The organism is Aquiflexum gelatinilyticum (assembly GCF_024741135.1).
Classification (GTDB): domain Bacteria; phylum Bacteroidota; class Bacteroidia; order Cytophagales; family Cyclobacteriaceae; genus Cognataquiflexum; species Cognataquiflexum gelatinilyticum.
Genome location: NZ_JANSUY010000007.1, coordinates 46,995 through 66,820, shown reverse-complemented (window position 1 = coordinate 66,820; position 19,826 = coordinate 46,995). Strand labels below are relative to the sequence as shown.

At 37.4% G+C, this 19,826-nt stretch carries 15 protein-coding genes, 1 other RNA gene and 1 pseudogene; 6 read left to right on the top strand and 11 right to left on the bottom strand.

Translation table 11 applies throughout. The features are described from left to right. The 3 genes from NU887_RS10640 to NU887_RS10630 form a co-directional block, all read right to left on the bottom strand. The gene (locus NU887_RS10640) at positions 1–1,134 is read right to left on the bottom strand and encodes a DEAD/DEAH box helicase (RefSeq protein ID WP_258423346.1); all 1,134 of its coding nucleotides are present in this window, start codon (positions 1,132–1,134) and stop codon (positions 1–3) included. Between the two features lie 144 nt (positions 1,135–1,278). Next, positions 1,279–1,485, bottom strand: a complete 207-nt coding sequence (locus NU887_RS10635) for a chitobiase/beta-hexosaminidase C-terminal domain-containing protein (protein WP_258423345.1) — start codon at positions 1,483–1,485, stop codon at positions 1,279–1,281. After that, on the bottom strand, positions 1,464–3,848 hold the full coding sequence (locus NU887_RS10630; protein ID WP_258423344.1) for a family 20 glycosylhydrolase: 2,385 nt from the start codon (positions 3,846–3,848) through the stop codon (positions 1,464–1,466). Before NU887_RS10630 ends, NU887_RS10635 begins: the two co-directional genes overlap by 22 nt. A 291-nt stretch (positions 3,849–4,139) precedes the next feature. Between NU887_RS10630 and NU887_RS10625 the strand changes: the two genes are divergently transcribed. Then, positions 4,140–5,285, top strand: coding sequence for an acyltransferase family protein (locus NU887_RS10625; RefSeq protein ID WP_258423343.1), 1,146 nt, complete (start codon positions 4,140–4,142; stop codon positions 5,283–5,285). A 55-nt stretch (positions 5,286–5,340) separates the two neighbouring features. Here NU887_RS10625 and NU887_RS10620 read toward each other — a convergent pair whose 3' ends face one another. Further along, on the bottom strand, positions 5,341–5,910 hold the full coding sequence (locus NU887_RS10620; protein ID WP_258423342.1) for a DUF3109 family protein: 570 nt from the start codon (positions 5,908–5,910) through the stop codon (positions 5,341–5,343). 366 nt (positions 5,911–6,276) lie between these two features. Between NU887_RS10620 and rnpB the strand changes: the two genes are divergently transcribed. After that, positions 6,277–6,682, top strand: an RNA gene (gene rnpB, locus NU887_RS10615) — RNase P RNA component class A. A 23-nt stretch (positions 6,683–6,705) separates the two neighbouring features. Then, entirely contained in the window at positions 6,706–7,863 is a 1,158-nt protein-coding gene (locus NU887_RS10610) for a sigma-54-dependent transcriptional regulator (protein WP_258423341.1), read from the top strand. Between the two features lie 187 nt (positions 7,864–8,050). Here NU887_RS10610 and NU887_RS10605 read toward each other — a convergent pair whose 3' ends face one another. After that, the gene (locus NU887_RS10605; protein WP_258423340.1) at positions 8,051–9,064 is read right to left on the bottom strand and encodes a LuxE/PaaK family acyltransferase; all 1,014 of its coding nucleotides are present in this window, start codon (positions 9,062–9,064) and stop codon (positions 8,051–8,053) included. Between the two features lie 53 nt (positions 9,065–9,117). Between NU887_RS10605 and NU887_RS10600 the strand changes: the two genes are divergently transcribed. Further along, entirely contained in the window at positions 9,118–9,792 is a 675-nt protein-coding gene (locus NU887_RS10600; protein ID WP_258423339.1) for a hypothetical protein, read from the top strand. A gap of 74 nt (positions 9,793–9,866) precedes the next feature. Here NU887_RS10600 and NU887_RS10595 read toward each other — a convergent pair whose 3' ends face one another. Continuing rightward, entirely contained in the window at positions 9,867–12,284 is a 2,418-nt protein-coding gene (locus tag NU887_RS10595; protein WP_258423338.1) for an alpha-ketoacid dehydrogenase subunit alpha/beta, read from the bottom strand. Between the two features lie 442 nt (positions 12,285–12,726). Here NU887_RS10595 and ald point away from each other — a divergent pair, with 442 nt between their 5' ends. Then, positions 12,727–13,845, top strand: coding sequence for an alanine dehydrogenase (gene ald / locus NU887_RS10590; protein ID WP_258423337.1), 1,119 nt, complete (start codon positions 12,727–12,729; stop codon positions 13,843–13,845). Positions 13,846–13,904: 59 nt separating this feature from the next. Here the strand turns inward: ald and NU887_RS10585 are convergent, their stop codons facing one another. Both NU887_RS10585 and NU887_RS10580 read right to left on the bottom strand, forming a co-directional pair. Next, a complete protein-coding gene (locus NU887_RS10585) occupies positions 13,905–14,918 on the bottom strand; it encodes an FAD-binding domain-containing protein (protein ID WP_258423507.1) in 1,014 nt (337 codons plus the stop codon). Positions 14,919–14,987: 69 nt separating this feature from the next. Next, positions 14,988–15,368: pseudogene (locus NU887_RS10580) on the bottom strand (deoxyribodipyrimidine photo-lyase); the annotation flags it as partial. A gap of 50 nt (positions 15,369–15,418) precedes the next feature. Between NU887_RS10580 and NU887_RS10575 the strand changes: the two are divergent. Continuing rightward, complete coding sequence (locus tag NU887_RS10575; RefSeq protein WP_258423336.1) at positions 15,419–15,688, top strand: TIGR03643 family protein; 270 nt, start codon at positions 15,419–15,421, stop codon at positions 15,686–15,688. A gap of 15 nt (positions 15,689–15,703) precedes the next feature. On the opposite strand, the gene NU887_RS10570 is transcribed toward NU887_RS10575, so the two are convergent. The 3 genes from NU887_RS10570 to NU887_RS10560 all read right to left on the bottom strand — a co-directional run bounded on the left by NU887_RS10570 (position 15,704) and on the right by NU887_RS10560 (position 19,726). Then, the gene (locus tag NU887_RS10570; RefSeq protein WP_258423335.1) at positions 15,704–17,614 is read right to left on the bottom strand and encodes a polysaccharide biosynthesis protein; all 1,911 of its coding nucleotides are present in this window, start codon (positions 17,612–17,614) and stop codon (positions 15,704–15,706) included. 368 nt (positions 17,615–17,982) lie between these two features. Further along, the gene (locus NU887_RS10565) at positions 17,983–18,588 is read right to left on the bottom strand and encodes a sugar transferase (RefSeq protein ID WP_258423334.1); all 606 of its coding nucleotides are present in this window, start codon (positions 18,586–18,588) and stop codon (positions 17,983–17,985) included. A gap of 4 nt (positions 18,589–18,592) precedes the next feature. After that, positions 18,593–19,726, bottom strand: coding sequence for a DegT/DnrJ/EryC1/StrS family aminotransferase (locus NU887_RS10560; RefSeq protein ID WP_258423333.1), 1,134 nt, complete (start codon positions 19,724–19,726; stop codon positions 18,593–18,595). Positions 19,727–19,826: the final 100 nt, after the last annotated feature.

Genomic DNA, 19,826 nt, shown 5'->3' with positions numbered 1-19,826 from the left:
TTAAAAATCAATGTTTTTTGCATCAATCAACTCTACTCTCCTACCCATCTTTTTTTGAATCACCTTGAAATGATGCTCCTCTTCTTCTGAAATCAGGGAAATGGCTTCGCCTTCCGCGCCTGCACGACCTGTTCTACCTATCCGGTGGATGTAATCTTTTGGAGATCTTGGCAGTTCATAGTTGACAACGAAAGGCAAAAACTTGATATCAATTCCCCTTGAGGCCAAATCAGTTGCAACGAGAACCCGGAGTTTACCATTTTTGAATTTGGTCAAAGCATCTGTCCTTGCGCCTTGGCTTTTATCTCCATGAAAAGACACTGCCTCAATTCCGTTTTTATTGAGCTTCCCGGCGACATTGTCTGCTGTTCTGATAGAAGATGTAAATACCAACACCTGATTCCAATCCCCTGATTTGATCAGGTGGCGTAACAGGGGCCCTTTATATTCCATGGGTACCAAATAAGCTGATTGGGCGATCAGTTCAGGTGCAATCCCCTCGACTTCCACAAAAATCTTCTCAGGATTATGCAGGATTCGGTTGATGAGTTCCTCCACTGTTTCTTCCATGGTGGCTGAAAAAAGGATGTTTTGCCTCTTTTTGGGTAATTTGGACAGAATTTCGTCCACTTCCTCTTTGAATCCCAAATTCAATATTTTATCTGCTTCATCCAAAACCAAAACTTTCACAGCAGATAGAGAAATGGAATTTTTATCCACCAAATCCAACAACCTTCCGGGCGTGGCAACGACTACTTCTGTTCCAAATAAATTTCTCATTTGGGGATTGGCAGAAACACCACCAAAAACCGCCATGGTTTTTATTTTCCGAGGTAAAAAATTGCTGAAGACTTTGATTACTTCCTCCACCTGCGTGGCCAATTCTCTGGTAGGAACCAAAATCAATACAGGGATATTCCTTGTTTTGATATATTCGGTCTGCTGTAATTGCTGCAAAATAGGCAGCACATAAGCAGCTGTTTTACCCGAACCTGTCGGAGCAATCCCCAAGATGTCCTTACCTTTCAAAATAGCAGGAATGGCTTCGATCTGAATCGGATATGGACTTTCGTATTTTGCCTTTTTGATGGCGTCAAGGATGCTAAGAGAAAGTCCGAGGGAAGAAAAATCCATGTTTAATTGTTTTTTTGATAAAGGTAGGCTTAAAAACCTTTCCAATTAAGGATAAATTGAGACACTTCTGTAAGAATAATTCAGGAGTGACTTATGTTCAGGATTTGAAGTTTGAAAATCCTAATTCAAAATTGCCGTATCAAATCATTTGATCCCTGAAATACCCCCGCCATTTTCTGATATTGAAAAAGCACGAAGCTTCACCTGACCTTTGAATGGAATTGGGCCTTCATAAACTTTTGAATTGACATCAGGATCGCTGCCGTCTTCTGTGTACCGGATAGTCAGTCCGGGATTTTCAACATTGGCATGAACCATACCGTCAATGACTATGGCCCCGACTTTTGGCATGCGGTAATTGAAACCACCAAAGAGGTATTCCAATCGGGGAATCTCCTTTTGTCCAAGAGCATTGGCAAATAAGTTCCAGCTTTTTCCATCTCAATTTTCCCTTTTTCAGGGTCAGCAATTGCTGTCCATTCAGGATCCTGAGACCATGCCCTTTCTACATATCCCAACATTTTTGGCAAAAGGTAATATTCCATCATTTCTTGGCCTTTGATGGTTTCAGACCACAACTGACCGGAAACACCCTTGATATTTTTCCTTCCTTCTTCTGTCAGCATGGCTTTATTCTTTGACAGAGTCTCGATATCAATAGGATTGCCATACATGTCGGTTTCATTTGAAATAAAGTTATTTAAAGGAACCGTTCTCCAAGCTGTCTTCGTATCCACAAATCCAGACCATTGATGGCCGGGTTCATCAGGATCCATATTGTAGGCAAGGTCAAAATAGAAATTCGAAGAATTGCAGATTATTACTTCATAGCCTGCATTGGCCAATTGGTAAGCCATATCTTCTCCACCCCATCCTGCTACTGCATTCCAGGCATAGGCCCTGAATCCTTTATTTGCAAAGACGGGATTAGGTCGGATGACTTCCTTTCCGTTTTCATGTACTTCCAATTGTCCGATTTCTTCCCAACCTGCAGTCTGGATTCCTCTTTCTTCAAACATTTTGCTGACTCGGTTATAAAAATAATTCTGAAGGTCATTTCTCGTATCTATCCCTTCTGTATCAGCAATGAATTTTTCGCAAACCGGCGAATTGGTCCAAGCTCCTTTTGGCACTTCATCCCCACCTGTATGAAAAGTGCGGATTGGAACATCCGCCTCCTTATACATTGCCAGAATCTCATCCACCACTTTCTCATAAAAAGTGAATGCAGATTCCTGACAGATACAGATGGTATTGCCTCTGAAATTTTGGGCGGATAGATATTCAGATTGATCAGCAAAATCTTCCAGAAGATATTCTAAAGCCCCCTCTTTATCATCGGATTTCATCTTGTCATGGTATCTTTTTCTCATGGCAATAATTGCAGCACGGGAATGGCCCGGAGCTCCGATTTCGGGAATTACTTCGATATGGCGTTCTTTTGCATACCTTAAAATTTCCTTAAAATCCTCCGTTGAATAAAATCCTGTGCCATTCGGTGATTTATCTTTGTCAGGACCAGAAGCATAATATGGCCAAAGGAATTGAGATTCATCTTTGGAATGGCCCCGCTTGCTGCCGGCTTCGGTCAACTCCGGCAAACCGGGAATTTCAATTCTCCAACCTTCGTCGTTGGCAAGATTGAAATGAAACACATTCAATTTGTAAAAAGCCATGAGGTCAAGGATTTTGAGGATGGCTCCTTTGGATTGGAAATTGCGTGCAACATCAAGGAAAAAACCACGGTATTCAAACCGCGGTTCGTCATCAATTGATATCTTGGGTAACTCCAATTTATCCGAAGGAGAGCTAAAAGAAGACAAGGGCAGCATAGCCAACAAAGACTGGATTCCATAAAAAGCTCCTTTTGGATTGCTGGAGCTGATTTCTATTTTTTCACCAATATTCAAGGCGTAAGCTTCCGGAGAAACTTTGGATGGATCTTTCAAGATTAAAATAGATGCATCTTTTGAGGAGGATATTTCAATTTTTCCTTTAAAAAAGGTTGAAAGTCTTTCTTTAAGGAAACCTGCTTCTGTTTCAAAATCAGGATCAGCATAAATCGAAATATTGTCTGAAAGTGTAATTACACCCTCCCCCCATTGGAAAGATTTTGGGGAAGGAATAATGGGACTAATGCTTTTTGTATCCAAAAGGCTCAGGTTTTTGTTTCTTTCAAAAATGAAAGCAGGATCAGGAATCGGTAAATTACTTCCTGCAACAGAGGTCAATTGGTCCTGAATTTCGATTCGTGAGGCTGTAAAATCCACTATTGGATGGCCTTCTTCACTATCTCCAAAAACTATATAAAGTCCTGTAGGAGTATGGCTGTTTTTCAACAAAAAATTATCAGAGGAATAGGAAAATGAATAAGTCTCCCCTTTCTCCAAAACAGGAAAGCCATCTTTCGGTTTGATCCTGAAAAAATCGCCCGAAAGGTGTTCTATTGAAACCAAAGAATCCAAAACATCAGGATTTACCGAAAGGAAAATTGTATTGAAAAAGATTTCCCATTCCGGTTTCAAAGGTTGGTCCCCTTTATTGGTAAGCAGGAATTTTGCCTGGTGAAATTGTCCAGGAGAGATTTGGTTTTGTTCAAGTTCCAAATAAATACTAATTACTTCATTATTGAATTTTTCTGTTTTGGTCTGACAATAGTTAAAAGTAACAAGCAAAAGCACGCTTATAGAAAATTTTTTGAACCTTGGATTCATATCCTGGTGGCTTTGTTTTGATTGGGCAATTTGATGATATAAAACATCTACATTATAGAATTCAATTTATCAAAAAAGATAAGAATTTGAAAAACAGATCAGTGAGGTTAAGTAATATCTTCAGGAAATTTGGTGGACAAAAACAATTCCATAGACAATACAAATGGTAATTAGGTTGAAGCAATGCATAAATAGCAAGACAAGGATTTTTTTTCGTTTGGCATATCGCTTTTCAAAAAATTTACATTATGTTTATTTTGATTGAATAATTAATCCCAAAACCCAAAATCTATGACTGCATCACCGATTGGTATCCCAATTCAGGAACGCTATTTAGCTTTAGATGTACTGCGCGGACTGACCATCGCTTTGATGGTTGTTGTCAATACTCCGGGAAGTTGGAGCCATCTTTATGCGCCTTTCGCCCATGCTGAATGGCATGGATTCACCATCACTGATCTTGTATTTCCGACTTTTCTTTTTGTAGTAGGCAATGCCATGAGCTTCAGTATGAAGAAAATGGAAAAAATGGAACAGGGTGTTTTTTTGAAGAAGGTTTTCAAAAGAGCTGCACTGATTTTTCTGATTGGATGGGGGTTGAATGCCTTTCCTTTCTTCGAATACAATGAATCCGGGGAAATTGTAATGATCAATTGGGCAGAGGTAAGGCTTCTCGGTGTTCTTCAAAGAATAGCTCTTTGTTATCTTTTTGCCTCCCTGATCCTTTTTTATTTTGGAAAAAAAGGGGCAATCCTTTATTGTATCGTCTCCTTGTTTGGCTATTGGGCGGTCCTGTATTTCTTTGGAGATCCTGCATACCCTTACTCCATGTTGGGCAATTTCGGGTCAAAACTCGATCTTTTGCTCATTGGGGAGCGGAATCTCTATATGGGAGAAGGAGTCCCCTTCGAACCTGAAGGATTGTTAAGTACTTTTCCTTCTGTAGTCAATGTCATTGCGGGTTATTTTGCAGGAAAATTGATCCAACAAATTGGGAATAACATGAAAACAGTCAAATCCTTGTTTTTTGGAGGATTGATTCTGATCGTTCTTTGCCTGATTTGGGATATGGCTTTTCCCATCAACAAAAAATTATGGACAAGTTCCTATGTGCTCTTGACAGTTGGACTTGATTTATTCTTGATCGGATCTTTGATTATGGTTATTGAAGTATGGAAAAAAAGAAACTGGACATACTCTTTTGAAGTTTTCGGCAGAAATCCATTGATCCTTTACGTCCTTTCCGGTGTCGTGATTACCATATTCTACTCCATTGAAATAGGAGGTGAAAGCCTAAAAGGTATCATCTATGAAGCTGCTTATACAAGTTGGCTTTCTGATAAAACCGCTTCTCTCCTATTTGCCATCTCATACATGATTTTGATTTGGTTGATCGGATATTGGATGGACAGGAAAAAAATCTACGTCAAGGTCTGAGAAAGGAATTGGAAGGTTACAATGGTCAAAAGTTATAAGGTTATAAGACCTCGGATCAAAAATTGCCTTCTATTTCAGCTACCAGTTCAGCATACCATTCAGGACCGAATTTCCTGATCAGCGCATCTTTCAGAAATTTGTAAACCGGGACTCCCAAACTGCTACCCAAGACGCATGCTGCACTGCAGATGTCCCATCTGTCGTAATTCAGGGCTTCAAATTCGTCATATTTCTTGATCCGGATAGGATAAAGATGGCAACTTATTGGTTTTTTGAAGTCTGTTTTACCATCTAAATATGCTTGCTCTATGCCACATTTCAGAATTCCCCTGTCATCATACAAAGCGTAGGCACATTCCCTATTTTCACCGATGGTTGGAGTGCCCTTGTCCCCGTCTTTATCAATAACCCAAGTTCCTTGAACTTCAATGGCTGCCCTTCCTTCAGCTGTGATATAATCTTTGATAATTGGGTAGATTTTTTCCAAAACTTCGGTTTCACCATCTTCCAAAGGAGCCCCTGCATCACCTTCCACACAGCACGCCCCTTTACATTTTTCCAAATCACAGACAAAAAACTGTTCCTTGATATCATCACTGATTACGGCATTTCCTACTAAAATCATTTCATCGCTATTTTGACTACAAATAAACAAAGAAGGAAATTCAAAGACTTAAAAAATCCAATCTTTATTGGTCTGCATCCTAAAGTAGATTTTACCTGTGGTTTAAAAAAAGAACCGTCCCATTTTCATGGAACGGCTCAACCCAGCACTATGAAGAAAAGCTATTTAAGCCTTTAGAATAACAAACACAGTGGTGTCCATATTGTTTTAGTATTTTTTGATTTTTTTCAAAACCTTAAATTATATCTCAAAATTATCAATTATGGATATTTGGACACATGATAATATGATTATAAGTTGGTTATTGAAACCCGTAACCCAATAAACTTCCTTAGCCAACTTTGGAGAATTTAACTTAATTTGCAAAGTGCAAGCCGACTTGCCGCTGGTCTGAGGTTAATTCTTCGGAAAAGAGGAAAGTCCGGGCAACATAGAGCGCCATACTTCCTAACAGGAAGGTGTCAAACTGGAGACGGTTTGATAACAGAAAGTGCCACAGAAAATATACCGTCCTGATACCTATTGGGATAAGGGTGAAATGGTGGGGTAAGAGCCCACCGCTTTCTCAGTGATGGGAGAGGCAAGGCAAACCTTATGGGTTGAAAGATCAAATAGGTCCCGCAATGAAACTTGTTTCATAAAAGGTGGCTCGTCTTTATGCGGGATGGGTAGATCGATTGAGCCTGGTTGCAAAATCAGGCCTAGATAGATGGCAGGAGATTCATCCATTAAGGATGTTGAACAGAACCCGGCTTACAGGCTTGCACTTTTTTTATTCATCATTAAAAACCAAATATGTCCAAAATCCTTATCATCGACGATGAAAGAATAATCAGGTCAACCCTTAGGGAAATACTTGAATATGAGAAATATGAAATCTCTGAAGCTCAGGATGGAGAGCAAGGCCTGAAAATGATGCAAGAAGAGGACTACGACCTCGTCCTTTGTGATATCAAAATGCCAAAGATGGATGGTATCGAGGTGTTGGAAAAGGCCGGAGAACTCGATAAGTCCCCACAGTTTATAATGATCTCTGCACATGGTTCAATAGAAACAGCAGTAGAGGCCACTAAAAAGGGGGCTTTTGATTTTATTCCAAAACCACCGGATCTAAACCGCCTTTTGTTGACTGTGCGGAATGCCTTGGATAAAAAGAATCTCGTCTCTGAAACCAAGGTTCTCAAGAAGAAACTTTCCCAAAAACTGGATATGGTGGGCGCCTCACAAGCCATCATGCACGTTAAAGACACTATTGAAAAAGTAGCCCCAACGGATGCCAGGGTTTTAATCACAGGACCTAACGGAACGGGCAAGGAGCTTGTAGCACATTGGCTTCATCAAAAAAGCAATCGGTCAAGTGCTCCTTTTGTTGCTGTCAACTGTGCCGCCATACCTTCTGAACTAATTGAAAGTGAATTGTTTGGACATGAAAAAGGATCTTTTACTTCAGCAGTTAAACAAAGAATTGGGAAATTTGAACAGGCCGATGGTGGAACGCTATTTCTTGACGAAATAGGAGACATGAGTCTGTCAGCCCAGTCAAAAGTATTGAGGGCACTACAAGACCATAAAATCACCCGTGTGGGTGGGGATAAAGACATTAAAGTGGATGTCAGGGTACTAGCCGCCACAAATAAAGATCTCAAAAGAGCCATCGAAGAAGGCAATTTTAGGGAAGACCTTTACCATAGACTTAGCGTAATCCTGATTCAGGTACCGGCATTAAAAGATCGCAAAGAAGACATCCCACTTTTGGTGGAAAAATTCCTTGAAGATGTCGCTGCTGAATACGGAACTGCCAAAAAAGAAATATCAAAAGAGGCTATTTCCAAACTTCAGGAATTTCCTTGGACAGGAAATATACGCGAACTTAGAAATGTGGTTGAAAGATTGATAATCCTGGGTGAAAAAACAATCAGTCTGAATGACATAAAGAAATATGCTGACTATTAAAGGTCAGCATACTTTTTATCCTTTAATTTCTTTGCTATCCATAGCTTTGGCATAAGCAGGACATGGTTTGCTTGAAGCACATGCACCCAAGGCCAAAAGACCCACTGCCATTACAATAATTGCTACTTTTCTCATAAATGTTAGAGTTTTAAATCCAAATATGTTTAATAATAAAAGGAATACAAAATTAATTGAGTATTAAATTACAGCCTCGGATTTCACTGTTATCAAATCTACCCAAAACTTCTATTTTTTCCTCAGCAATTTTTCTACCCAAATCCTGCGTTTCGATAAAAGCACAAGAATGAAAGTTTGCCAAATCAATGATATTAATACCACCTTGAGAACGGTCAGACCAAGAAAAAGGATCATTGACATCCCTGATGTAAACGCGGATACAGGGCGGTAAATTGTATATTCCCTCTCCTTTGGAATACGCCTGGGACATAAGTTCTGTCATTCCATATTCCGAATGGATTTTATCCAAACGAAAGCCGGATTTTAAAATATGATGTAGTTCATCTCTGATCATTTCTTTTCGTCTTCCTTTCATCCCCCCTGTTTCCATTACAATCAGGTTTTCATTTTTAGGCATTGAACCCACCTGCTCCAAAAGATCTATCAATGCAAAAGTTACTCCTAGCAACAATACTTTTTCCTTCTTTGCAGCGAGCTTTTCTAATTTAGATCCAAGCTCTTGGTAATTGTATAGGTAGAATCCCGAATTTTCGGATCCCGACCTGGAAATAAAATAATTCGCCATACTCACCAAAGAACTTCCTTTTCTTTCAAGGTAGGATGGTAATAAAGCCAAAACATGATATTCACTGATATTCCCATACTCTGCTTCAAATAGATTAAGGGAATGTTTCAAATAAAATTCCTCTGACCAATAATAATGTTTGCTGGTAATAGCTCCCGTTGTTCCGCTACTGGAGAAGAAATCCTCAAAATTATCCATTGATCCAGAAACTATCTGATGGTTTTTAAAAAAACTGATCGGTAAAAAAGGTATATCCTTTACTTCAATTACCTTCTTTTCCAATAAACCTCTTGCTTTGACATATTGCCTATAAATGGCATTGTTTTCCAATTGAAATTTGTATAATTCAAGTGCAATTTCCTCAAATTCATTTGAATCGAGAGTCAGAACTTTCTTGCCAAAACATTTAAAATAATTGATCGTTTTATTAATTGTCATTCAAAAGTTAAGATATTTTGACCTCGTAGAATTTCTTGTAAATTTACAACGGCATGAGCAATGTAAAAAACTATCTGATTTTATTATCTATCCTTTTTGTATCGGGGTCCTGTATATCACCTCCTGACAATTTCCCTTCTACTCCTGAAATATCATTCAAAGATTTGAATTTTTCCTCATCTGATGGGGCCGATTCTTTAATTCTATCGATTAATTTTAAGGATGCCGAAGGGGATTTAGGATTAAATCCAAGTGACGTAGACCCTCCATTTAATCCCGTAACTTTCAAAAGAGATAATTCAGGAAATCTCATAGTTTACAGTGCAAGGCCTCCTGAAGCTCCATCTTTCAACCCGATTGATTGGGTAATCAATCCAATTGTTAACAATGCGACGGTACGTGATACCGTTTGGGTAGAACAAAACGAAGACCATAACAATATCTTTGTGAGGTTTTTTATCAAAAGGAATGGAGTTTTTACTGAATTCAGATGGCAAGACCCTCCTTTTTTCACCACATTCAATGGTCGTTTTCCTAGGATTATCAATGGAAATGAAGCTTTACCTGTGGAGGGAAGCATTCAATATTCAATGCTTTCTTTTGGTTGGAATTCTATTTTCAGGAATGACACCTTGAGGATAGATGTAGAAATTCAAGACAGATCACTGAATAGGAGTAATATCGTTTCGAGTCCAGAAGTGACCCTAAATCAAATCCGCAGAGAATAAATTCAAATCGAAAAATCATAAAAAATGGTCTCCAATATCATAATGGAGACCATTTTTTTGCCCTAGGTGGAAGGTTAAAATATGTTGGGAAACAGATTCGGATTTGAATCATTCATCATTGCATATACTTTTTCAACTACATCATCCACTGATGGTTTGGAAAAATAATCTCCATCAGAAGAATATGCAGGTCTGTGTGCTTTCCCGGCTAATGTGCCTGGCTCCACATCTAGGTAATAGTATCCTTTTTGATCTTCTATGACCTGCTGCATCATAAATGCAGTAGCGCCACCCGGCACATCTTCGTCAGTAAATAGAATTTTATTGGTTTTCTTCAAAGATTCCACAATCCTGTGATCGACATCAAAAGGCAACAGAGTCTGAACATCAATTATTTCAATGTCAATTCCCATTTGAGTAAGTTCTTCAGCTGCTTCCAACACGATTCTGCACATTGATCCATAAGTGACTACCGTGAGGTCTTTACCGGATTTTATCACTTCAGGCTGGCCAAGAGGAACTTTGAACTGACCAATATTTAAAGGCATTTTTTCCTTCAACCTATATCCGTTTAAGCATTCTATAACCAAGGCCGGCTCATCAGCTTCCATCAAAGTATTGTACATCCCTGCAGCTTGCGTCATGTCTCGTGGCACACAAATCAGCATCCCTCTCAAAGAATGTAAAAGCATTCCGATGGGGGAACCTGCATGCCAAACGCCTTCCAACCTATGTCCTCTAGTCCTGACAATTAAAGGTGCCTTTTGGCCTCCTTTTGTCCTGTATTGAAGGCAAGCCAAATCATCCGCCAAGGTCATTAAAGCATAATGAATATAATCCAAATATTGGATCTCAGCCATAGGTCTTAGACCTCGCAGCGCTGCTCCTATGCCTTGACCAATGATAGTAACTTCTCTAATTCCGGTATCTGTAACCCTATTTTCACCATATTTTGCCTGTAATCCAGCAAAGGCCTGATTAACGTCTCCAATTTTTCCAACATCTTCGCCAAATGCAAAAAATTTGGGTTCAGTTTTTAATAGATGATCAAAACATGCCTGCAAAATTTCTCTTCCGTCAACCATTACTGCATCTTCAGGATATTCTGCTTTGACAGGTACTATATTTTCAGCTTTCCAAGATGAATGGCTGTATAAATGAGAGTTATACCGGTCTTCATTCAATCTTTGTTGCTCAGAATACCAAGCTAATAATTTTTCCCTAGCATCTGAATTCTCCTTTTTTGTAGTCCAAAGAGCTCTTCTAACAGTGCTTATGACGTCTTTTCTAATAGGATTCAATGCTTTGGTCAATTCTTCATTCAACTGATCTACCTGAACAGACTCAGTTGTGGATTTGGACAACGCATGTAGAAGTTTGGAAGCTTCTTCCAATTCTGATTTTATTTCACCTGCAAAAGCTTTCCAAGCCATTTCCTTTTGGCTTTTTACAAAGCTTTTAGCCTCAACATCGATTTCATTTAGCTCTTCTTCAGTGACTTTCCCGGATTTAATGAGATATTCTCTGAATTTGAGCAAACAATCATTCTCTTTTTCCCAAGTAAGGCGTTCCTTTGATTTATATCTTTCGTGAGAACCTGAAGTAGAGTGACCCTGTGGTTGGGTCATTTCAATCACATGGATGATAACAGGTACGTGCTCTTCACGGGCAATTCTAGACGCGTTTTCGTAAGCTCTGTCCAAAGCTTCATAATCCCAACCTTTTACAACAAAGATCTCAAATCCCTTTTGGTCATCATTTCTCTGAAAACCCCTCAAAACTTCGGAAATACTCCCTTTGGTGGTATGGTATTCATTTGGCACAGATATGCCATAACCATCATCCCAAATTGAAACAACCATAGGAACCTGTAAAACACCTGCGGCATTGATAGTTTCGAAAAACATCCCTTCGGAAGTGGATGCATTGCCTATCGTACCCCAAGCAACTTCATTTCCATTATTACTGAATTGACTCAGGCCTTTCAAATCCTGATTCTCTCTAAACAACTTGGAAGCATATGCCAAACCAAGCAATTTAGGCATCTGACCTGCTGTAGGAGAAATATCGGCTGAAGAGTTTTTCATTGAAGTCAAGTCCTTCCATGACCCATTGTCATTTAAAGACCTAGTGGCAAAATGCCCATTCATCAGCCTTCCAGCAGAGGCAGGCTCCAATTCGGCATTTGTATGCGCATAGAGTTGGGCAAAATATTCCTTCACGGTCGATTCACCAATCGCAAACATGAAAGTTTGATCCCTGTAATAACCAGCCCGAAAATCACCCTTTTGAAAATGCCTAGCCATCGCAATTTGGGCGAGCTCTTTCCCGTCGCCAAAAATTCCAAATTTAGCTTTTCCCATAAACACTTCTTTTCTGCCCATCAAGGATGCTTGACGGCTTTCCTGAGCGATTCGGTATTCTTTAAGCAAAGATTCTCTCTCAAACACGGTAGGGCTTTTCTGTTTGGAATATGTTACCAATTCATTCATTTTTTTTAATCTAGAAGCTAGTTGGGTTAATTACTAATCAATTACAAGTATTTCAAAAATAAAGAAAATTGACATTTTTACAAATTTAAAAACAGAATAATTTTGATTAATTTCAATAAAAAATTTTGATTAAAGATATTAAATATGTGTTTTACAAAATAAAATTTCTTTTTAGTAAAAAATGCAATCTAAATAAATTATGAAATCCGAATTCCACAGATTAAATTATCAGCAAAATCAATTAAAAAAAAACCTCCAAAATATTTGATCCAAATAATATTTTTTTTGAAATTTTATTAAGAAAAGTGAGATATAATAGAATAATATTTTATTTTTTATTCTATTTCTTACAGCATTCAAAATAATTGAATGGATAATGGTTTTTAATAATAGCCACATATTATCTTTGGGCTTCTAATTAGAGAACCCAAATTTTAACAATATGATAATCGGTACCCCAAAAGAAATTAAAAACAATGAAAACAGGGTGGCATTGACCCCTGCCGGAGCCAAGGAGTTGGTAAAAAGAGGCCATCAGGTCTTTGTACAGCATACTGCCGGAATAGGAAGCGGGTTTAGTGATGAAGAATATGTATCTGCCGGAGCGACCATTTTACCTACAATCGAAGAGGTATATGCGATAGCAGATATGATCATAAAAGTGAAAGAACCGATTGAACCCGAATATAAACTGATCAAAGAAAAACAATTACTGTTTACTTATTTCCACTTTGCTTCTTATGAACCGTTGACAAAAGCTATGGTTGAGAGCAAAGCTGTATGTCTAGCTTATGAAACTGTTGAAAAAACAGACAAAAGCCTTCCCCTATTGATTCCGATGTCAGAAGTAGCAGGAAGAATGGCAATACAAAAAGGCGCAAATTACCTTGAAAAGCCTTTGAAGGGAAGAGGAATTCTATTAGGTGGAGTACCAGGAGTTTTACCTGCAAAAGTATTGATTCTTGGTGGTGGTATTGTGGGAACCCAAGCTGCATGGATGGCCGCCGGATTAGGTGCTGATGTGACCATTATGGACGTTTCACTTGCTCGAATGAGGTACCTTGCTGATGTAATGCCTGCAAATGTCAAAACCATGATGTCAAATGAGTATAACATCAGGGAAATGGTAAAACATTCAGATCTTATAGTCGGTGCAGTATTGATCCCGGGAGCAAAAGCTCCCCATTTGATCACGAGAGATATGCTGAAAATAATGAAGCCGGGAACTGTCTTAGTAGATGTGGCAGTAGATCAGGGTGGTTGCATTGAAACTTGCAAACCGACTACTCACGAAAATCCAACTTACATCATTGATGATGTTGTTCATTATTGCGTAGCCAATATGCCGGGTGCTGTCCCATATACTTCTACCTTGGCATTAACTAACGCTACTCTACCATACGCTATTCAATTGGCCGACAAAGGATGGAAAAAGGCTGCTCAACAAAATAATGATCTAATCCCAGGATTGAATGTCATCAACGGAGACATCGTTTATAAGGCTGTTGCTGAAGCATTCAATATGGATTATGTGCCGGTAGAAAAGTATTTGGCTGATTAATATCGTTTGAAACATTTTGAAAAGCCCCTTTGAAATTATCAGAGGGGCTTTTTTTTGCCTTACATTTTTCTTGAAGCTAGCGTATGTTTTTTCAAAATCATTTTAGAATACTTAATCACTTCATCATCCCGTTGTGCTTGCCACAACTGAACACGGGCAATTCTTCCCGAGATTTCCGGATCAACAATAGGTAAAGGATAATCAACCCCTAATTCAAAGCCAAAAATCACTTGTTCTAGTTTTGTTATTTTCCAAGGTTCATGGACTTGACCGGCTGGCAATTTAGAAAGTTCAGGAACCCATTTTTTTATAAAATTTGCGTTTGGATCATGGTCAAGGGATTGTTTGATAGGATTATAAATCCTGACCGTATTGATACCTGTAACCCCAGCCTGCATCTGAAGCTGGGGATAATGAATGCCCGGCTCAAAATCCAAAAAATATCTTGCCAAATGATTTGCACCCTCTCGCCAATCCATTAGTAAATGATGTGTTAAAAATGAAACCAACATGGCCCTCATTCGGAAATTCAAATATCCAGTCTCTTTCAGGCAACGCATACATGCATCAACCAAAGGAAATCCTGTTTTCCCTTCTTTCCAAGCAATGAGTTTGGATTTATTTTTTTGTTTTTCAAATTTATCAAAACCCTTATTTAGGTTTTCAAATTCTATTCTACATTCCATTTCAAACTTTTGAATGAAATGGCAATGCCATTGAAGTCTTGATTGGAAATTTTTAACATTACTTTTTGAAGGATTTTCAGATTTATATTTTTCAGCTTCCTGGTAGACTTGCCTTATCGACAAATTTCCCCAAGCTATGTATGGGGATAATCGGCTACATGACTTTCTACTTTCATCAGGTTTGCTGATATTCTTGCTATAATTCAATACCCTTCCCCGAAAAAACGATTCCATATACCTTCTCCCGATTGACTCCCCTCCCTCCTGCATATTTGGATGACGGACTTTCCAATCTTTGGGAAGATCCCTTTCTTTAATTTCATTTAGGAAATTAAAATCAAAAAAAAAGCCTTTGGAAAAATCAGGATCTTCTAGAGGGGAGTTCATGAATTTTACCCAGTTTTCTGCCCAATTAGCCCTATCTTTAATTCCTCTTATGGCACCATTTTGAGGAAATTCTTTCCACTTGATATCATTTTTTTTAAAAAACCGGCTTACAATTTTGTCTCTTTCATAGGAAATTGAGATACCGGTTTCAATATGTGAAAAGATTGTTTCAACCTTTACAAGGGCCAGTATTCTTTCAAAGAAATCAATTGCTTCACCATGATGGACAAAAATTTCAGAATTGATAGCCTTTATGGATTGATTAAAACTCTGAATGCTTTGGTAAACAAATCTCCAATGCCTCAAGTCATACTGAGGCGAATTAACCAAACTAGGTTCAAAAAAATAAACCATAAAAACAGGTAATCCACTTTCTAAAGCTAATTTTAAAGGTAAATGATCTTTTGTCCTTATATCTCTTTTAAACCAAACAATATTGATTTTTTCCATCATCTTAAAAACATTAGATTCTAGACTTTGTTTGGACCTTAAAGAATGTTATGGATTCAATTGATAAAGACCGAATAATCGAAATGGCTTGGGAGGATCGTACGCCTTTCGAAGCGATAAAAAATCAATTTGGAATTGCTGAAGAAGATGTAATCAAATTGATGAGAAAAGAATTGAAACTTTCATCCTTTAAGCTTTGGAGAACAAGAGTAAGTGGGCGAAAAACAAAACATCAAAAAAAGTTTGGGGTAGAATCAGAAAGATTCAAATGCAATCTTCAACGCCCAATAACGCATAATAAAATAAGTAAAAGAGGTTGATCTTTATCCTCCCTATCAATTCAACCTGTCTAAAACCTCAAATCTAGAAGAGTTGCTCTTGTATTCCGGTATCATTGATTTCAAATGAAATACAATTTCATTTTCTGAATTTTTACCGATGAGGGATTCAAACATTTCAATTTGACCTTCAATTTTGAAAAAATGTACGGGTGCAACTTGTGCGATTTTTATTTTTGGGTGATGGGTAAATTTAATCACCTCAGTATCATTCAATAGCTCTTCGAAAAGTTTTTCTCCTTCCCTCAAACCTGTAAAAATAATTTTGATATCTGAACCTTCTTTTTTGCCTGTTAGTCTGATCATATTGATAGCCAAATCAACGATTTTTATAGGCTCTCCCATATCAAAAACATATATCTCTCCACCATTTCCCATGCACCCGGCTTCAAGCACCAGCTGACAAGCCTCAGGAATAGTCATAAAATACCTCGTCACATCGGGATGTGTAACAGTGATTGGGCCACCTTTTTGAATTTGCTTTTTGAAAAGTGGGACGACAGATCCGTTTGAACCTAAGACATTTCCAAATCGAGTGGTAATAAATTTAGTATAATTGTTAACATGGTGGTTTTGTAAATACATATTCAGGGATTGAACATACATTTCCGCTGCTCTTTTTGTAGCGCCCATGACATTGGTAGGATTTACAGCCTTATCGGTACTTACCAAAACAAATTTTTCTACATGGTGCAAAACCGATAAGTCAGCTAAGATTTTTGTTCCAAGAATATTGCTTTTGATAGCCTGTTCAGGATAATTTTCAATCATTGGTACATGCTTGTAGGCTGCGGCATGAAATACAATTTCAGGGCTATACTTTCTAAACACCTCCTTCATGGTATTTAAATCCCTTATATCCGCTAAAACTGATATATGAGGAGTAACCATACCTGATTCTCTAAATTCAATGTCAAGGTCATATAAGGCTGATTCGGAAAAATCTAATAGGATTAACAATCTGGGATTATAATACATTATCTGTCGACAAAGCTCGCTTCCAATAGAGCCTGCTGCCCCGGTTACCAAAACAACCTTATTGACAAGTTCTTCCTTTATTTTTTGATTTTCCAATGAAATCTGATCTCTTCCAAGCAAATCCTCAATCCTGAGATCCCGGATAGCCTCAGTATTTAGACCTCTATTGATCCATTGATTTAGAGGAGGAACGATGGACACATGAATGTTGTATTTGTAACATTCATCAATTATTTCTTTTTTTCTATGAACGGATAAATCTTTGACAGCAATAATCAGCTCAGTTACATTTTGGGTTTCAACCAAATTCTTAAGATTAAAAAGCCCTTTGAAAATCCTTTTACCGCCGATTATTTTACCCTCTTTTTTGGGATCATCATCTAAAAAAGCGGCAATATGCAGGTTTGATTTATTGTCCCTTTTGATTACGTCAAGGGCTGTAATACCAGCCTCACTAGCTCCAAAAATAACCCCTACCCTAACCTCATTAGAAATAAATCCACTTTTGAGATAAATAAATAATTCCTTGACAAGGAAACGATACAAAATCAACAGAAAAAGTGCAGTGAGTGAAGCAATTATTAATATGGAATTAGGAATAACATAAGAGCTTGATATTATTTTTTCAAAACCAAAATTGACCGCAAGCACAATGAAAAAACCTATAATTACTGTTTTGAAAATATTGACACTATCTTTTAGTCCGGTATGTCTTACAATTCCTTTATAGCTTTTAGTGATAAGCATTACCCCAAATAATAACCCTGAAAAAACAAAACTCCCTGTTACCGCATTACTTTTCTCAACAAGTTCAAGGTCAAAATTGAACCTTACTAAATATGCGAAAAAGGTTGATTGAAATAGAATAACCAAATCCAGAGAAACTATGGCCCATCTTGGGAGTATCCTTAAGTCTTTTAAAAAGTTCATTGGTTGGGGTGATTATAATGTATATTATTCAATTTTTACTCAATTAAGTAATAGAATACTGATGTCAAATATATCATTGAATTTTACATAAATATACTTTTCGCCAAGGTATTTTCAGCATTTTAAAAAACATACAATTTTCATTATACAGCTTTCATTTTTTGAAGTTTGAACTACTTTAAAACTAACTTAACCTTACTTTTAACATTAAAAAAATCAGGAAAAAAGAACATTTCATTAAAAATACGGCCTTCAATAATGCGTTTGTAAGGTTCTTGTTTTCTGAAAATAATTCTAAATATGATAGCCCTTAAAACATTTTTTTTTAGATATTATTTAAAAGTTGGTTGAAATCGACAACCAAAATTCTATCTGCTACCTTTAAACTTTGGCATAGTTGTATGTCCTTTTTGGTTTATCCCTTCAGGTCTAAAAAACTTCATTAAAGTCAAAATTAAAATCTCTATATCTAACTTTAAAGAAAGGTTATTTACATAGAAAACATCGAATTCAAATTTTTTCTCCCAAGAAATTGAATTCCTACCATTTACTTGTGCTAATCCTGTAATTCCTGGACGAACTAAGTGCCTTCGTGACTGCTCAGCGTTATACAGTGGTAAGTATTCTTCTAATAAAGGTCTGGGGCCAATCAAACTCATATCTCCTACTAGGACATTCCATAACTGAGGAAGTTCATCAAGTGAGGATTTTCGAATAATTTTACCCAATCCTTTTAATCTTTCCCTATCAGAAAGTAATTCTCCATGGCTATTTACCGCAAATACCATAGTCTTGAATTTAATCAGCCTGAATAACTTTCCATGTTTCCCAGGCCTCTTTTGGATAAAAAATGGATTTCCTTTATTGTGAATAGCCAAAAGCAACCCTACAATTACCATTATAGGAAAAAGGAGAATAATTAATAAACAGCTTAAAAATAAATCTATTGGTCTTTTGAAGAATACAGAATACATTAAATCACCTTTTTGAAAGAGTTTTAACAATTATTTCAACAATTCTTTCCTGATCTGTCATTGTAAGATTTTCACTGCTTGGAAGGCAAATTCCTTCTCCAAAAAGTTTTTCTGAGCTTCCGCCTCCATAAAATGGAACATCTTTGAATACAGGTTGAAGATGCAATGGATTCCAAAGGTAACGCGATTCAATATTTTCCTTTATTAGTGCAAGTCTGAGGTCCTCAATGGAAATTCCAGTCTCAAGTTTGTTTATCAAAAACGTCGAAAGCCACCTATTTGAATAGAATCCATCGGGCTCATGAATTGTAGAAATACCCGGAATATCAAGAAGCAACCTTTTGTAATTTTCAAATATATTTCTTCTAAAAGAAATCTTTCTATCCAAATTTTGAATCTGTGCAAGGCCAATGGCTGCAGCCATATTATTCATACGGTAATTATAACCAATTTCTTTATGCAAGTAATATTTATAATTTTCACGGGCTTGGACGGACAAATATTTGGCTTTTTCTATTGCATTTGAATCCGTGGAAACCAATGCACCTCCTGAACCGGTGGTGATAATCTTATTTCCATTAAAAGAATAGATCCCAAATTCCCCAAAAGTTCCGCTTGCTTTCCCATCTATAGCAGATCCCAAAGCTTCCGCAGCATCTTCCACAATAGGAATTCCATATTTTGCAGCAATTACATTGATTTCTTTAAATTTTGCAGGCATTCCAAAAAGGTCAACAACGACAATTGCCTTTGGCTTTTTCCCTTTTTTAATTCTTTCCAAGATTGATTCTTCCAATATTTCAGGACAAATATTCCAAGTAGTCGACTCACTGTCAACGAAAATCGGTTTGGCTCCCAAATATTGGATCGGAATGGCTGACGCACAAAAAGTGAAAGATTGACATAAAACCTCATCACCTGAACCAACACCAAGTAATCGTAAAGCAAGATGGATGGCGGATGTTCCGGAATTGGTAACGGCAACTTCAAAGCCTCCAATTCTTTTTTTTATTTCTTCCTCAAACTCATTTATGAATTTCCCTGCGGTTGAAATTTGATTTGAATCTAAAGCCTCAATAGAAAAATTATTTTCATTTCCATTAAAAACCGGAGTAGAAAGTGGGATAGATTTTAACATGATAAAATAGAGTGAAACCAAAGACAAAACTATCGGAAAGTTTGGTTAATCAAAAAAACAAAAATGGACAATAAAATAAATAAAACTTTAACAGTTGAAA

Bases quoted from the DNA above. Each gene is read 5' to 3' on its own strand.
- NU887_RS10585 (WP_258423507.1), bottom strand. From the start codon at position 14,918: ATGAACTCCCCTCTAGAAGATCCTGATTTTTCCAAAGGCTTTTTTTTT.
- NU887_RS10605 (WP_258423340.1), bottom strand. From the start codon at position 9,064: ATGACAATTAATAAAACGATCAATTATTTTAAATGTTTTGGCAAGAAA.
- NU887_RS10640 (WP_258423346.1), bottom strand. From the start codon at position 1,134: ATGGATTTTTCTTCCCTCGGACTTTCTCTTAGCATCCTTGACGCCATC.
- NU887_RS10595 (WP_258423338.1), bottom strand. From the start codon at position 12,284: ATGAATGAATTGGTAACATATTCCAAACAGAAAAGCCCTACCGTGTTT.
- NU887_RS10610 (WP_258423341.1), top strand. From the start codon at position 6,706: ATGTCCAAAATCCTTATCATCGACGATGAAAGAATAATCAGGTCAACC.
- NU887_RS10625 (WP_258423343.1), top strand. From the start codon at position 4,140: ATGACTGCATCACCGATTGGTATCCCAATTCAGGAACGCTATTTAGCT.
- NU887_RS10560 (WP_258423333.1), bottom strand. From the start codon at position 19,726: ATGTTAAAATCTATCCCACTTTCTACTCCGGTTTTTAATGGAAATGAA.
- NU887_RS10630 (WP_258423344.1), bottom strand. From the start codon at position 3,848: ATGAATCCAAGGTTCAAAAAATTTTCTATAAGCGTGCTTTTGCTTGTT.
- NU887_RS10575 (WP_258423336.1), top strand. From the start codon at position 15,419: ATGGATTCAATTGATAAAGACCGAATAATCGAAATGGCTTGGGAGGAT.
- NU887_RS10600 (WP_258423339.1), top strand. From the start codon at position 9,118: ATGAGCAATGTAAAAAACTATCTGATTTTATTATCTATCCTTTTTGTA.
- NU887_RS10635 (WP_258423345.1), bottom strand. From the start codon at position 1,485: ATGCCAAAAGTCGGGGCCATAGTCATTGACGGTATGGTTCATGCCAAT.
- NU887_RS10565 (WP_258423334.1), bottom strand. From the start codon at position 18,588: ATGTATTCTGTATTCTTCAAAAGACCAATAGATTTATTTTTAAGCTGT.
- NU887_RS10620 (WP_258423342.1), bottom strand. From the start codon at position 5,910: ATGATTTTAGTAGGAAATGCCGTAATCAGTGATGATATCAAGGAACAG.
- NU887_RS10570 (WP_258423335.1), bottom strand. From the start codon at position 17,614: ATGAACTTTTTAAAAGACTTAAGGATACTCCCAAGATGGGCCATAGTT.
- ald (WP_258423337.1), top strand. From the start codon at position 12,727: ATGATAATCGGTACCCCAAAAGAAATTAAAAACAATGAAAACAGGGTG.